This is a genomic window from Methylocapsa palsarum (genome assembly GCF_900114285.1).
Lineage (GTDB): Bacteria > Pseudomonadota > Alphaproteobacteria > Rhizobiales > Beijerinckiaceae > Methylocapsa > Methylocapsa palsarum.
In genome coordinates this window covers 14267-28613 of sequence record NZ_FOSN01000019.1, presented here as the reverse complement: position 1 = coordinate 28613, position 14347 = coordinate 14267, and the positions used below count along the sequence as shown (strand labels likewise).

Genomic DNA, 14347 nt, shown 5'->3' with positions numbered 1-14347 from the left:
AGCTCACGAGAACCGTGGCTTTGATCTCGCCCTTATACCTTCTCTTGATGGGTTCCGTTTCGGCTGCAAGCTTGTTTTCAGCAAGCGATGTTCCGGCGAGGCTGAACGAGGACGACACATCTTCCGTCGAACTTGGAGTCAAGTTCAAGGCTTCGTCCGCGGGCAAGATCACCGGCATCCGTTTTTACAAGGGTTCGAGCAATAAGAGCCTCCATACGGTTCACCTCTGGAGCGCGAATGGCGCTCTTCTCGCCAGCGCCGATTCCGTCGGCGAGACGGCGAGCGGCTGGCAACAGGTCAATCTCGCGTCGCCCGTTGCAATCTCTGCAAATACAACATATGTTGTCTCCTATCATACCAATGGATATTATTCAGAAACCGATAATTATTTTAATGTGGCGCGCATCAGCGGCCCCTTGACGGCGCTCGACAGCGCCTCGAGCGGCGGGAATAGCGTTTACACCTATGGAACCACCGTGCAATTTCCGACCAGCACCTTTCGTGCTGCGAACTACTGGGTGGATCCCGTTTTCTCCGTCGCCACAGCTTACGTTCCGCCTATAGCAAATTCGTTCGGCGGCCTGGTCGCCGGAGTCAACACGCCGCTCCAGATCCAGTCGTCGACGATCCTGTCGCACGCGAGCGATCCCAACGGCTATCCGCTTTCAGTTTCGGCCGTTGGCAGCCCTAAGAACGGCTCAGTCGCGATGAACGGAACCGTCGTGACATTCACGCCCGCGACGAACTACACCGGCGCAGCAAGCTTTGCCTATACGGTTAAGGATACCGCGGGGGGCACAGCGTCCGCTGTTGCGTCCCTGTCGGTCAATGCTCTGGCTGCCCCGGTCGCCCGCAACGACACCGGATTTGCGATAACGAAAGGCTCGAATTTCTCGGTCCAGTCGTCGGCTCTACTCGCCAACGACACCGATCCTAACGGGCTTTCCTTGACGCTCACGGGTGTGAGCAATCCCGTAAACGGAACCGTTTCCCTCAGCGGCTCCACGATCACGTTCATACCGACGTCGGGCTATACAGGATCGGCAGGCTTCACCTACTCGATTCAGGATACAGCCGGCGGCAAGGCTTCCGCGACCGTTTCGCTCACCGTCAACGCCACGGTCAGCAACAGCGTCAGCTCGGCTAACCGGTATTCGCAATTCGCCAATTACCCGAATGATCCAAATTTCATCATGATCGCGAGCTGGCTGCAAAATCCCAATCGGCCTATTGGGGGCGCCTACGCCACGAATCTTGACGCCACTGTCGCCTCGAAGATCAACACCTATTGGGACATCGACAACGCGGCGGGCGGCTCCTGGGGTCCGACGAGTTTTGGTAAGGGCGATCCAGGCGGTGAGTTTGCCGCTATCTCGAAAGCCGGCCTCTATGTTATTGCCAACGTCAACACGAATGCTGGAGCCGGGACACCGAACAATACTGACCCAAGCTCAATCGCCTCGATTCTCGCCGATGTTGGCGCGACGGGCGCGAAAAACGTCATTGGCTGGAGCATGGGAGACGAACCGCAGACGGGGAGTTGCAGCGCATGGCCCATCAGCGCGATTCCGGGCCAGGTGGCGACGCTCAAATCTTATGATTCGACGCGCCCGACTTTCCTGAACAGCGATGAGTATCAAGTGAACGGCAGTGGTACTTGTCCGGGAAATGACGCCTACATCGCGGCAATGGGCGTCGCCTCATTTGATTCCTATCCCCTGACCAGCCCATGGAATTGCGGCACAGCCCAATGCGGCTCGCCGCGTGACGCGGCGTGGCTCCAGGGCTGGGCGGTCAACCGGTTCATGTCGGTGAGGGCTGCCGGCGCGCCGTTTACGCCCTTCGTCGATACCGGAACTGACGAACTTGCGTTTTCTTCGCAGAACGGTTCGAGCTGTTCTGAATCGACCAATTTGTGCACCGGCGGTCAATACAAGCGCGCTCCGGCTCCTCTGGTGAACGCCGAGGTGTGGATGTCGCTCATCAACGGCGCGTCCGGCTTCGCTTATTTCTGTCAGGATAGCAACGGATATTCCTGGTGTCTTGGCGAGGGCGGCTCGGCTGCGGCGAAGGCGGTCCAGGCGAACCTGACTTATATCAACACCAGCGTGCTTGCCTTCGCTCCGCAGATCAACGCCGCGACGGTCGGCAGCTGCACCATGATCAACGGATCCTCTTATACGAGCTTTGCAAAGTCGTGCTCGAACGGAGTTCTGACAATGAGTTCGTCGGCGACGCCCGGCTCGGCGATGGCGAAGTCCTACAACGGCGCCATTTACCTCTTCGCTCAGCCTGCGCACAATGGATCAGCGACGATGACCTTCACCCTCGCGGGATATGCTGGCAAGACCGCCACGGTCGTGTACGACTCGAACGCTCACTATGACGCCGGAAATTCTGCGATGGGTCGCACCTTCGCCTTGAATTCCTCTGCTCAGTTCGGCGACTCGTTCGGAGCCAATGGCGATAATTACCAGGTCAAAATCTACAAGATTCAATAGCAATCCATGAGGATGCGTTCCGGTTGACCCGGAACTTCATCTGAATGTAAGAAAATATTGTTGAGTCCCATTCTCCGATTCCGCGCCCTCAGGTTATAAACTGGTTCCCTGAGAAGCGCGGGAACGGCGGAATGAGAGGTGATTCAGAATCCCGACAGCTTGAAAGACCTTTCATATTGAAGTTCAGCGTCAAAACGCGCTATCTGCATGCGTTGCGTTCCTCCGAAAGGCGCCAGCGCTGAGGAACGCCAGACCGTCACGAGCCTTTGGCGGCTGACTGTTGGATCTTCTTCAAACTGGCGTGAAGTTGAGGGATTCGGGATGAACAACGAAGGTTCGGCCGTCGAAGGCGCAACGGAGGGGCCTGGAGGGGCGGCTAACGTCGACCAGGCGTTCATCTCGGTCATTATTCCCCATTATAATGATCTCGAAGCCCTGTCTGTGTGCATCGCCGGGCTTCATGCCCAGACCTGGCCTGCCGACCGGCTGGAAATCATTGTCGCCGATAACAATTCCGCCTGCGGTATAGAAGCTGTTGTGCGCGCAGCGCCCGGTTGCCGCGTCGTTCCTGCTCCAGTGCAGGGAGCGGGTCCGGCGCGCAATTGTGGAGCGGCGGTGGCGCGCGGCGAGGTTCTGGCCTTTATCGACAGCGATTGTAATCCGCGGCCCGACTGGGCCGAGAACGGCGCGCATGCGCTCGCCGCTTATGATTTTGTCGGGGGGCGCGTCGAAACGGTCGCGAAGGATCCGGCGCGGCCGACGGCGGTTGAAGCCTGGGAAATCGTGTTCGGATTCGATTTCGAGCGCTATATCCTGATCGAGGGCTATACGGGCAGCGGCAACATGTGGGTATGGCGCACGGTATTTGACTCGGTCGGCGGCTTTCGCACCGGCGTCGCCGAGGATATGGATTGGTCATTCAGGGCGCGCGCCGCCGGATTTCGTCTTGGCTACGAGCCTTCTGCGGTTGTCAGCCACCTTGCGCGGCCAAGCTGGTCCGACCTCAAGACGCGATGGCGGCGGGTTCTGGCCGAACATCATGCGCTGACGCTTGAAAAGCCTTTTGGGTTGATGCGTTGGGCGGCCAAAACGGCGGCGATGCCGCTGTCGGCCGCGCCCCATTTGCTGAAAGTGCTCCGCTCGGATCGGCTGCCGGACGGGCGGGCGAAGGCGGGAGCGGCGGCGGTTCTGGTGGCGCATCGGCTCTGGCGCACGGGCGTCATGGCGCGGCTGCTCTTCACCGCGCCTGCCCGCGACGGCATCCGCTCGACGTCCGCGTAATTTGAATTTGACGAAGATCCAGCCATTGAGGCGGCGCACGATGAAGTGCGGCGCCTGATCCTGCAACTCGGCGTGTAAAAAGTTCCTGGATTACGAAGGTTCAGCCGGAGGCGATTTTTCTTTCAGGGGAATGGCGCCGTCTCGAAGAAAGAATTGCGAAGCGGCCAGCCATCCCTTGTTTGACGCCCAGCAAATGTGTTCCCAGAGCGGGTGCCCGGTGAGAAACAACCCGGCCAGCCATCCCATCACTCCGAGCAATCCGACCCCGATGAGTTCGGCGATCCGCCCCGATCCGCTGACGTTGCTGATAAAGATGCCGAGCAGGATCGCGGCTGTGCAACAGCCCGCGACAATGGCGCTCTTCGCGGTGGCGCGGAGCAATTCAGCCGGTCGAATGTCCAGACGCTGGCTTATGAAATAGATTGCTACTCCCGCCTGAAGCGGCAAAGCAAAAAGTGTCGAAAAAGCGACTGCCTGGACGCTGAAAAACGAGGCGATTAAAATCATCAAGAGCGACGGAGGCAGCGAAATGAACGATGAGACAAGCGAATCCCGCACTCTGCCAACAGCGACCAGCACCGGATAGGTCAGAGAGGCCGCAAACAACGACAGCGAGGCGACGCAAATGAATTGAACCAGGGTAACGATCTGGATCCATTGCGGACCGAGCCAGATAAGGACGATCGGCTCGGCCATGAACGCCAGAAAGATCAGGAAGGGCCATTGAACGGCTGAAAGCAGCTCAATCCCGACAAGGTAAATCTGCTTCAGGTCGCCGCCGGCCCGGGTCTGGTCGAAGATTGCCGGCATGATCACGGGACCCAACACCTGCATGATAAGCTTGTCGAATATCTGGGTCACGCTGATGGCGCGGCCGTAAAGCCCAACCGCGGTGAAGTTCAGAACACGTCCAAGAATGAGTTGGGGCGACATCTGGTAAAAGACATTTATGATCGCGACGCCGCTGGAATAGGCGCCGAACGCGATCACGTCGCGATATCCAACGAAACTCGGGAGAAAAATCCGCAAGTTGCGCTGAAAGGCGATGAAAAGCGCCACCAGCGCCGCATTTCCTGCAACCGTCCCGATCACGGGACCCATAAAGCCGGCGCCCGACGCTGCGAGGGCGACCGATGTCGCCGCAGTGACGAAGTTTGCGACGAGATTACATTGGGCCACCGTATCGAACGCCATTTCGCGGCGTAGCAATGCCGATATTGTGCTCGAGAAGGGCAACAGAAGAAAACTCAGAGCCGAAACGCCGATCCCGTCTTTCAATCCTTCCAGGCCGTAAAATGTCGCGATGGCGTCCCGAGATAAAAAAAGGGCTGCCGCAACCGCGGCGGAAATCGCGAAATTGATTGTGAACGCCGTGCGGATATCCGGTTCGGACAACACCTGTTTCTGGATGATGTATCCGGCGCCTCCGAATTCCGCAGGCGTATTCGCCAGCGCCGTCAGCGCGGCGATCGCTGTATAAATGCCTGTCTGCTCCGGCGTCAGCAATCGTGAAAGAATTGCTATCGAGAAAAAGAAGAAAATGAAGCTGCCGTAACGCTCGCCGGCAGAGAAGAGTATAGATCGGTGGATCCGGCTCATGGGAAATGTTTCTGTCCATATTGAAAGACGAAGGTTCGCGTTTGTTTAAGTGAACCTGGATCGCGTCACGATGAATCAACGGTTCGCGTTTACAACGGCGTCCTGCATCCTACGCTGCAGTTCGGCGTCGCGCCTGCGTTTATAATTGGGCAGGTGGTACTGAAGTTCGTTGACGAACGCCCGTCCCGTTACCTGCGCGAAAGCCGCCGCCTTTCGCCTGAACGCAATTCGTGGTTCGCCGAGGCGGACGTTTTCGAACATTCCGATGAGCGATTTCGCGGCGGCCTGAAGGCTAAATCGCTCGATCACTGTCTCGCGGCCCCACTTGCCAAGCAAGGTCCGCCGTTCGGCATCCTCCAGTAAGCGCTCGACGGCCGCGGCCAAAGCGGGTGCGCCGGAACTCCCCGCGCCTTCTCCGAAGAAACCCTGATGCAGGAATACGCCGATCGTGTCGGGATTGCATGGAAGGGCCCAGCCGCGCTCGCCCTGGACGACGAGAGGTTTTTCATGCGCCATGGCCCTCAGCGCGGAACTGCCCATGCCGATCACGACATCCGCCCCCGCGTAGGCCGGACGCGGGTCGAGGCTTGGTCCCGGCAACAGGATCACTTCCCGGTTGTGCAAGGCGTTGACGATGTCCGCGCGGCGCCGGCATTCGGATTCCGCATCGCCTCCGCCAACCAGGACCAGCCGGATCGGCCACTTTGCCGCAAGGCTCGCCGCCGCGTCGATTGCGTCGGTCAATGCATCAAATTTGAGGTCGAACGACAGGCGCGAGACGGACGCCACAAGCAGCTCGTTGTCGGCGATGCCGAGCTGGCGACGAAACGCCCCGCCGTCGGTTGTGGGACGATCGGCGACGATATCGATGGGTGGTTCAAGCACATACACGTTTGCGCCGTCGCCCCGACGTTCGCGACGGACCTCGTCGCCGAGCGCTTCGGTGCCCATGATGAGGGGAACCGTGTCAGGCACTAGAGGCGAGGCCCACATTGACAAGACTGAGCACAGCACGGGGACGCCGAGAAGAAGATGGGCGCCATAATAGGCGTCGAGGCACGGAGGCCATTCATAGGCGTGGATCAGATCGATGCGTTCGCGTCGGCATAATCGGGCGAGCTGAGCAATGCGGATCGGGTTCGGTCTGACCGCATTGGGGTGGGCCGCGTGATAGTCCAGCCCTTTGCCGCGGATATATTCGGTCAGAGGCCCTTCGACGCCATAGATGATGGAATCGTGGCCGGCGTTCTTGATCTCGGCGGCAAGGTCGATGGCGTTGATCTGGCTCCCGCCAAGCGACAGTTCGTGAGGATAGACGAGGATTCTCACGGCAGGTTCACCGGCGTCGCGAGACCGAGGAGATCGGCGACGCGCAGGGCCTTCCGTTCCCAGGAATGCGGCGCGGCCGCGGCGCGCCGGGCGGCGACGAGTTCAGGCGTTCGATCCATCGCCAGAGTCGCCTCCACGGCGTCCGCGAATGCTTCGGGATTGGTCTCGATGGCGACCAGCGGCGTGCCAAGCGACCTGACGCCCGGAAGGTCCGTCGCGACCGAACCCCGCCCCGCGGCAAGATATTCAAGAGTCTTGAGGGGAGAACTGGACTTGTTGAATTCAGTCGGCGAGTAGGGCGTCATGCCCACGTCGATCAGCCGCAAATACGACGGCATCCGCTCGTAGGGTTGCGGTCCGACCCAGCGAACGTTTGGCCGCGCGACCAACCGGTCGAACCGGTCGCCTCCGAACTGCGCCCGGCGGGGACCGACCAGCAGGGTTGAAACGCCACGTTCGGCGACCGCCTCGAGGTAGCTGAGATCGATCCGGTCGGAAAGATTGCCGAGAAATCCTGCGATGGGTTTGGGCAAATCGACATTCTGAACGGGTTGCGCGCGGTCGACGCCGTCGAGCGTGTCGAGGTCGCAGCCATTGGCGACGACTTCGACAGCCGGGTGACCAGCCGAACGGTATCGCTCCGCCAGCACGTCGGAAACGGCGATGACGAGGTCGGCTGTCTCAAGGTGCCGCCTTTGAACCCAGCGCATCCTGTCCTCGGGCAAGCCCATGAGCCCTGCTCCGACGATCCAGTCGTCCGTGGCGTAAACGATGTGGCGGCTTTCCGGGAAATGAGACAAGATCGCCAGAGGGGCCGCAACCATCACGGCGCGCGGTTTCACGCCCGCCAGATTAAGCTGGCGCTTGACGGCGTGCGCAACGAGCGGCGCAATTGCGTGATGCGCGAGGGGTCGATACATCCCCCGCACGCCATTTGGCGTGATTCTCGTCACGCCGGGGTGCGGTTGATCAATCTGCGGCCTCGAAAGCGTCGGCCATGATCTGCTGACGGGAGGGTCGACGTAAACGACCGGCCCAAACGCAGCCAGCTGAGCGCCGAGCTGACGCTCGGACGCCAGCATGCCATCCCAGGGCGTGCCCGCGATAATGACGACCGGATCCCTGCCTCCAAACGGCACGCTCATTTTCAATTCGTTCATCCTCGAACGAGTTCGGATAAGTCAACGTTTTGACCATACCAGAGTTAAAACGGGGAGTTCTTCCGCTCCATATTGAATCGAGCAACCGAAGACAAACCGAGTAATCAAAGCGCAGGCGACAAATTTTGATAAAAAATCTTTATTGTTATAATGTTGTTGATCGCGCGGCATGTCGCGTTTGCAACTGATCTCCTAGGGGGGACTAAGGCTCTAGCTGGGACACAAGGCTTTAGCTCGGACATTGGTATCATCCCAGCTCATTGGCAAGTGAATAGTTTACCCATTTGGAACATTGACATTAACATGCCGATCAAGAACAAGAGGTAATTAAGATTGAGGTTTGCTGGAGTCTCACCCAAAGTTGAGATGTTTCTTGGTCTGCTGATCTTGACTTGTTTTTTATTCCTTCCATTCATAGCTAAGACTACGATGAGCGGTTGCGCCCTAAACAAAGCCAAAACGAAGACGAGGTAGTTGATGAGTGGTTATGCGCCGGCGAGGGTCGGGCAGCGTAAAGGCGCACAGGCGGCGCCCGAAGCTGCGGGTCTGAGTCTTGGCCAGCTCGCAGGGGTGTTCGCCCGGCGATGGCGGGTCGTGTGCGGCGTGACCTTACTGGTCGTGCTGGCGGGCATGGCGATTTTTGCTTCGTTGACGCCCCGCTACACCGGGACCGCGACCATAATGATCGACCCTAAAACGCCGGGTTCGATTGGCCCTGGAACGGACTTCGGTTCTGCGATCGCGGTTGACGCCGCCAAGATCGCGGGGGTCGCGTCCGTCATCCAGTCGGCGGGGTTGCTCGAGCGGCTGGTGAAGTCCGAGAAGCTCGATGAAGATCCGGAATTCGCCTATCGGGAGCCAGGCCTGCTGCAGAGATTTATCGCTTTGTTCCAGGGTCAGCAGGTGACGTCCGCGCCGCCGAAAAATCTTGCCGGGGATCACGACGATCCGATTGAAACGGCGGTGCAGCGGCTTCAAAGCGCGACGTCCGTGACTCGCGACGGGGCGTCCTACATCGTCAAGGTTGAGGTCAAATCCCGTGACCCCTTGAAGGCTGCGCGCCTCGCCAAGGCGGTGAGCGAGGCCTATATCAACGATCAGATGCAGTCAAAGCGCGACACGTCGCGGCGCGCCTCGGATGGCCTTGTCAGCAATCTCTCGGAGCTTCGGAAGGAAGTCATCCGCAGCGAGGAAGCGGTCGCCGAGATTCGCCGCGCCTATGGTCTGACGGCGACCGACGGAAGCGGCAGTTCGACGATCGCCAGCCAGCAGATCACGGATCTCAATGCGGCGATCGGCGGCTTGGAAACACAGCTCTCCCTCAAACAGGCCAAAGTCGAACAGGCGCGTCACGTCCAGCAATCCGGCGGCAACGCCGAAAGCCTTCCGGAAGTGATGGGATCGAGCGTAATCTCGGCGCTTCGTGGCGAACAAGCCTCGTTGCTGAGGAAACTCGCCGAGATGAAGCCGTTGCCGTCTCAGGGAGGGTTCGCCGAGGCCCGTCCGGTCGCCGTCCGCGCGGAACAGGCCCTGCGCGCGATCGACGCCTCGATCGCTGCCGAGGTGAGCCGCATCATCGCGAATCTTGAAAATGACTACACGTCGTCCCGCAATAATCTCGACGCCTTGAAGGAGCAGCTCAAAAGACTGACGGGAACACGGGCGGGGCCGGCCGCCGGCGACACTTTGAACTCCGAGGGGCAGGCGAAATTGCGGGAGGCGCAGAGCGTCGCCGATGCGAACCGTCAAGTCTACAGCTCGATGTTGAACAAGCTTAAGGAGCTGCAGCAAGGCGAGACGATTCAGGAACCCGAGGCGCGCATCTTCGAGATTGCGCATGCGCCCAAGACTCCGAGCTTTCCGCGGCTTCCCTACTTTTTCCTGGGATCCCTTCTGCTGGGATTGCCGCTTGGCCTCGCCACAGCCTTCGCCGCCGAGCGGTTGAGTTCCAACCGGATGCGGACGTCGGCGTTCGTCACGCCGAAGCAGGTCGAACAATCGCTGCAGCTGCCGATGCTGGCCGCCGTCCCCCGCTATAAGATTGACGACGCGCCGGAGGATAAGGTCAAAGGTAAGCCAGCTGAGGCTGACCTCGTTTTTATCAAAGGGCTTGTCGCAAACCGGTTTTCCCAATTCGCCGAAGCGCTGCGCTCGATCCGGCTCGGGTTGCGCAAGGGAGATGAAGAGTCGACAGAGAATGTGATTCAGATCACTTCCTCTCTTCCCGGCGAAGGCAAGTCGACTCTCGCTGGCGCTCTTGCCCTGTCAGCGTCGCTTTCAGGCGCGCGCGTGGTGCTCGTCGATTGTGATTTTCGCCATGCGACGACGTCAAGATTGTTCAATCTGACGCATGAAAAAGGGCTAAGCGATCTCCTGGCTGAGCGAAATTCCTGGGCCGAGGTCGCGCACAGATGTCCCGGCACGTCGTTGACGGTGGTGCCGGCGGGCACGTGTGACGACTCGTCTGTCGACCTTATCGGATCGTCCAAAATGATCGAGATGGTGAACGCCGCTTCCCAATATTACGATTTTGTCCTTCTCGACAGCGCGCCGGTCCTTCCCGTCTCGGACGCCGTATTGATCTCCGCGGTCGCCAAGAAAACGATCATCCTCGTCGAATGGAACAAGACGGATCGCGAGCTTGTGTCGCAGGCGGCCGCCAGCGTCAATCTCAACAAGGGCCACGTGATCGGGGTCGTCCTTAACAAGGTCGATCTCGAGGTCGTGAAATCCTACGGCTACGAGTACAGCAAGCACTTCGCCTATGGCGAAAAATACTATCAGGATGCGTATTAGTCTTTTGCGCGGCTCGATCGGGCGCGGCGCTTCGCGCCCTGGAGATCCGCAGCTGCGCCACGCTGAAAATGAACTGGCGGCCATCACGCGCCAAGGACCCTGCCTTTGTCTTTCGTCGTCGAGCCGCGCGTCATGAATGTTGATCTGACGTCTCCCGGCGCCTTGCCGGACGATGACGCCGAGGCCGGCCCTCTGAATGCGGGGCTCGCCAAGCTTCCGCTCCTGCCGGCGCTTCTGGTCGTCGCCGTGCTTTTGCCGGAGGAGCTGTATTTGCAGGTCGGCGGCCTGTTCCTCACGCTGCCCCGCGTCCTGCTTCTGGTGGCGTTCCCGTTGCTTCTCGTGCGGACGATCCGGCAGGCGACCAGGCCGGGGTTTCACGCCAGCATATCGGATTATGCAATCTTCCCTTTGTCGATATGGATGTTTCTGGCGGTGGCCGTCAGCCAGGGCTTCACGCGTGCGATGGTCGGCTCCAGCGCGCTGATCCTCGATTTTGCCGGCTCGTACCTTGTCATGCGAACGATCGCCAATGAGCCGGGCGCGGCCGTAGCGGTCGCGCGATTCATGGCCGGCGCGCTTGCGGTCGCCGCGTTGCTTGGCCCCCTTGACCATTTATTCGGTCAATACGCAATTCACCGGATTGGCGACATGCTCACGCATCTTGGTCGAGATCTGGACCCTGAATTCCGGCATGGCCTGATGCGCGCGCGCGGCGCGCAGGAGCACTCCATCCTGCTCGGATCCATTTCTTCTTTTGGCGCCATCCTTTCGCTTTCGGTTTTTCGAGGTGTTCCGCGCTGGATCGCGGTCATCTGCTGCCTGGCGGGGTTGTTTTCGGCTGTTTCCTCGGCCCCGATCCTGGCGACGTTGATGGGGTTCGGCCTCTTGTTCTTCCGGCGGCAAACGCCGCACTTCCCCTCGCGCTGGCTGGCGCTTGGAGTGACGGGCGGAAGTGTCGCTTTGCTGGTGTTCACGCTGCATCCGAGTCCGTTTGCGTTCATCTTTCAGCATTTCACGCTCGATCCGCAGACCTCCTGGTACCGGCTTGTGATCTGGCAGGTGGCAGGGTCTCTGGTGCTCGCAAATCCGCTGTTCGGGATCGGTCTCGACGATTGGGCGCGCGAGGCCTGGATGCCGAGCACGGTCGATTCAGTATGGCTGCGGAGCGCGATGATGTTCGGGATCGTCGGTTCCGCGCTGATCGCGGTCGTCGTCATCGGCGCATGCAGTCGGCCGCTCCGCGTCTCAGGACGCGAGGAATTGCCGCTCGCGGAGCAATCGCTTGGGGTCGGCTTAGGAATCATCACATTCCTGATCGCCTACCTTGGCTTTACTGTGCATTTCTGGGGCTGCACTTGGTTCATGATGGGCATGTTCGCGGGATTGCGAGCGCATCTTGGCGGGCTTGCGGCTGATCAGCCAAGTCTCGATGATCTGGATTTCACATTCGCCGATGACGAGGATGCGTGACGCCGCGGGAGGCGTTGTTGTCCCGGTGAACGGGATCACGCGGGAAACCACATAAAGCGCGATGCTGATCTGCGTCCCAGATTAGTCGAAAACAGCAATGCCGGCCGACGCCCTTGATCAGCCGGTATCGTAAACCAACCAGCGCACTGATTGTCAGCACCAGTCAGTCGCACCGCATATTCGTCCGGTCAGGAAACCGCCGACATTCATTCTACCTAATATCCCGCCGCATCCCGCCGGCGGAGCGATCGCCCGGCGTCAGGTCGACGGAGCGCATGACGCAACACAAAAAGAACGCCCAGCGGACTTTCCACCAGATAGCGGCGCGCGAGGCGGCGCGGATCCTGGAGCAGGCGGTAAGCCCATTCGCAAGCCATCTGTTGAACGAAGCGCGGCGCGCGTTTCTGGGCGCCTGACAAAAACTGGATCGATGCGCCAGCGCAAAGTCCAACACCGCGCGCGCCGCCGATCTCGGCGACTCGCGCAGCCAGCACTTCCTGTTGCGGCGATCCGACCGCCAAGAATGTGTAGTCTGCGCGGCTCGCCACGATGAAAGCCGCCGCCTTTGCGACTTCCTCTTCGCTCCGCCAGAATCCATAAGGCGGATTCATGTGGTGCACGTTGGTGAGGGCGAACCGGGATTTGATCGTGTTGATGCAGCTGTCGTCGCCGCCGATGACGCAGATTGGCGTCGACGGAGATATCACTTCGCGGAAGAGAACCTCGCACAGATCGGAGCCGGCCACTACAGGCGGGGGCCTCAGGCCAACCCGTCGGGCGATGCGCGAGATCACACGGCTATCTAAAAGGCAGAGCCATGCGTTGCGATAGATTCGCTCCAGATTCGCATCGCCTTTATACAACCGCGCCAGATGGGCGGCGTTTGGTGTGACGACATAACGCCAGGCGCCGCCTAGCGACGCCTGCTCGACCACCTTGACGGCTTCAGCCATGTCGAGTGAGGCGAACGGCAGACCAAGGAAGTTCTCGTCGGCCAGAGGCTCGCTATGCATAGCCAGCCCCACGACGTCAAGTTGCGTCATATGACCCTCCCAAGTAAGACTTGTAGATGTTAAATCATCATCTTTAGCAGATTTGAAAATAGACAGTGTACGCGATGTACATGCATGTCAAATACTATGTTTATACAGTAATGAATATAATTAGAGATATTTCAATATAAACTAGACAGTATTATATGTTAAAATACAAAAAATCTCACCCATTTGGGAGTGGCGCGACGGCGCGACGGCGTATAAAACGTATTATGACTTCTATGGAGAAGACTTGAACGCATGTGTAAAATGCGATAGATCGCCGCGTGAAACTGATTATTCCGGGGCGAAAGTTTAGATGCGAGCCTGCGTTATCTAGTTGTAACGCGAGTTGTCGCGCCGCGGATCGCCGGTTGGCGCTCTGGCGCGCGCCAGTGATCGCGTTTCGGCGCGGCTGGTTGCGAATCGCGAACAAGATATTTGAGTCCGAATTTTAATGTAGACCTGTGGCTTTCCTTTCGCTCCCCGCCGGATTTTTGCGTAAGGGTTCGCGATAAGGGGCCTCCCATAAAACGAGCGTCCGGTTTTGTGACGCAGCAGAAAGTCTTGACGGCGATTGAGTGTCAACGTCGTGGGAGGCATCGAGAGCTCCGGCCATTTCGCCGGCGGTAATCTACAACGCTGTAGCTCCACGGAGGGTTTGGTTTGGTTGGTGACGATGTTGTGCTTGGTGCGGATGTGCAAATCTTTCAGCCGACGCTGGTCAATCTCTACGGATGCTCGATTGGCGCTGGAACCAAGATCGGAGCCTTCGTGGAAATCCAGCGCGGCTCTACGGTCGGCCAAAATTGCAAGATTTCGAGCCACAGCTTCATATGCGAGGGCGTCGAACTCGAGGACGGCGTATTCATTGGTCATGGCGTGATGTTCACCAATGACATCTATCCAAGCGCGGTCAATGCGGATGGCGGCCTGCAGAATGCGAGCGACTGGCGCCTGGTCAAGACGCAGGTCAAGGCGCGGGCGTCGATCGGGAGCAACGCGACAATTCTGGCCGGCGTCACGATCGGCGCAGGGGCTCTGATTGGCGCAGGGGCTGTGGTCACAAGAGATGTTCCCGACAGGGCGACGGTGGCCGGCGTCCCCGCACGGGAGACGCGGCGTGGGCGCGTGCCGGAGTGATCGCTCCGGATTGCGCACGCATACCGAGGGGTGG

9 protein-coding genes are annotated in these 14347 nt (G+C 59.4%); 5 read left to right on the top strand and 4 right to left on the bottom strand.

Annotated elements, in window-relative coordinates; genetic code table 11:
* Positions 1–71: 71 nt before the first annotated feature.
* Positions 72–2501, top strand: coding sequence for a DUF4082 domain-containing protein (locus BM177_RS16440; RefSeq protein ID WP_175492658.1), 2430 nt, complete (start codon positions 72–74; stop codon positions 2499–2501).
* A gap of 321 nt (positions 2502–2822) precedes the next feature.
* Positions 2823–3782, top strand: coding sequence for a glycosyltransferase family 2 protein (locus BM177_RS16435; protein ID WP_175492657.1), 960 nt, complete (start codon positions 2823–2825; stop codon positions 3780–3782).
* 90 nt (positions 3783–3872) lie between these two features.
* Here BM177_RS16435 and BM177_RS16430 read toward each other — a convergent pair whose 3' ends face one another.
* The 3 genes from BM177_RS16430 to BM177_RS16420 form a co-directional block, all read right to left on the bottom strand.
* Positions 3873–5381, bottom strand: a complete 1509-nt coding sequence (locus tag BM177_RS16430; protein ID WP_091685756.1) for an oligosaccharide flippase family protein — start codon at positions 5379–5381, stop codon at positions 3873–3875.
* 75 nt (positions 5382–5456) lie between these two features.
* Complete coding sequence (locus tag BM177_RS16425; RefSeq protein ID WP_091685753.1) at positions 5457–6710, bottom strand: glycosyltransferase family 4 protein; 1254 nt, start codon at positions 6708–6710, stop codon at positions 5457–5459.
* Positions 6707–7855, bottom strand: coding sequence for a glycosyltransferase (locus BM177_RS16420; RefSeq protein WP_175492656.1), 1149 nt, complete (start codon positions 7853–7855; stop codon positions 6707–6709). The genes BM177_RS16425 and BM177_RS16420 overlap by 4 nt, the downstream gene beginning before the upstream one ends.
* Before the next feature lie 492 nt (positions 7856–8347).
* On the opposite strand from BM177_RS16420, the gene BM177_RS16415 reads away from it, so the two are divergent.
* Both BM177_RS16415 and BM177_RS16410 read left to right on the top strand, forming a co-directional pair.
* The gene (locus tag BM177_RS16415) at positions 8348–10666 is read left to right on the top strand and encodes a GumC family protein (protein ID WP_091685749.1); all 2319 of its coding nucleotides are present in this window, start codon (positions 8348–8350) and stop codon (positions 10664–10666) included.
* Between the two features lie 132 nt (positions 10667–10798).
* On the top strand, positions 10799–12136 hold the full coding sequence (locus BM177_RS16410; protein WP_139223683.1) for an O-antigen ligase family protein: 1338 nt from the start codon (positions 10799–10801) through the stop codon (positions 12134–12136).
* Between the two features lie 215 nt (positions 12137–12351).
* On the opposite strand, the gene BM177_RS16405 is transcribed toward BM177_RS16410, so the two are convergent.
* Positions 12352–13179: a WecB/TagA/CpsF family glycosyltransferase gene (locus tag BM177_RS16405; protein ID WP_091685745.1), complete on the bottom strand. Its 828-nt coding sequence runs from the start codon at positions 13177–13179 to the stop codon at positions 12352–12354.
* 657 nt (positions 13180–13836) lie between these two features.
* On the opposite strand from BM177_RS16405, the gene BM177_RS16400 reads away from it, so the two are divergent.
* Positions 13837–14313 carry an acyltransferase gene (locus BM177_RS16400; RefSeq protein ID WP_091685742.1) on the top strand — a complete coding sequence of 159 codons (477 nt, stop codon included), beginning with the start codon at positions 13837–13839 and terminating at the stop codon, positions 14311–14313.
* Positions 14314–14347 lie beyond the last annotated feature (34 nt).

Excerpts from the sequence above, each read along its gene's own strand:
- BM177_RS16415 (WP_091685749.1), top strand. The coding sequence starts at position 8,348 with ATGAGTGGTTATGCGCCGGCGAGGGTCGGGCAGCGTAAAGGCGCACAG.
- BM177_RS16420 (WP_175492656.1), bottom strand. The coding sequence starts at position 7,855 with ATGAGCGTGCCGTTTGGAGGCAGGGATCCGGTCGTCATTATCGCGGGC.
- BM177_RS16435 (WP_175492657.1), top strand. The coding sequence starts at position 2,823 with ATGAACAACGAAGGTTCGGCCGTCGAAGGCGCAACGGAGGGGCCTGGA.
- BM177_RS16430 (WP_091685756.1), bottom strand. The coding sequence starts at position 5,381 with ATGAGCCGGATCCACCGATCTATACTCTTCTCTGCCGGCGAGCGTTAC.
- BM177_RS16410 (WP_139223683.1), top strand. The coding sequence starts at position 10,799 with ATGAATGTTGATCTGACGTCTCCCGGCGCCTTGCCGGACGATGACGCC.
- BM177_RS16405 (WP_091685745.1), bottom strand. The coding sequence starts at position 13,179 with ATGACGCAACTTGACGTCGTGGGGCTGGCTATGCATAGCGAGCCTCTG.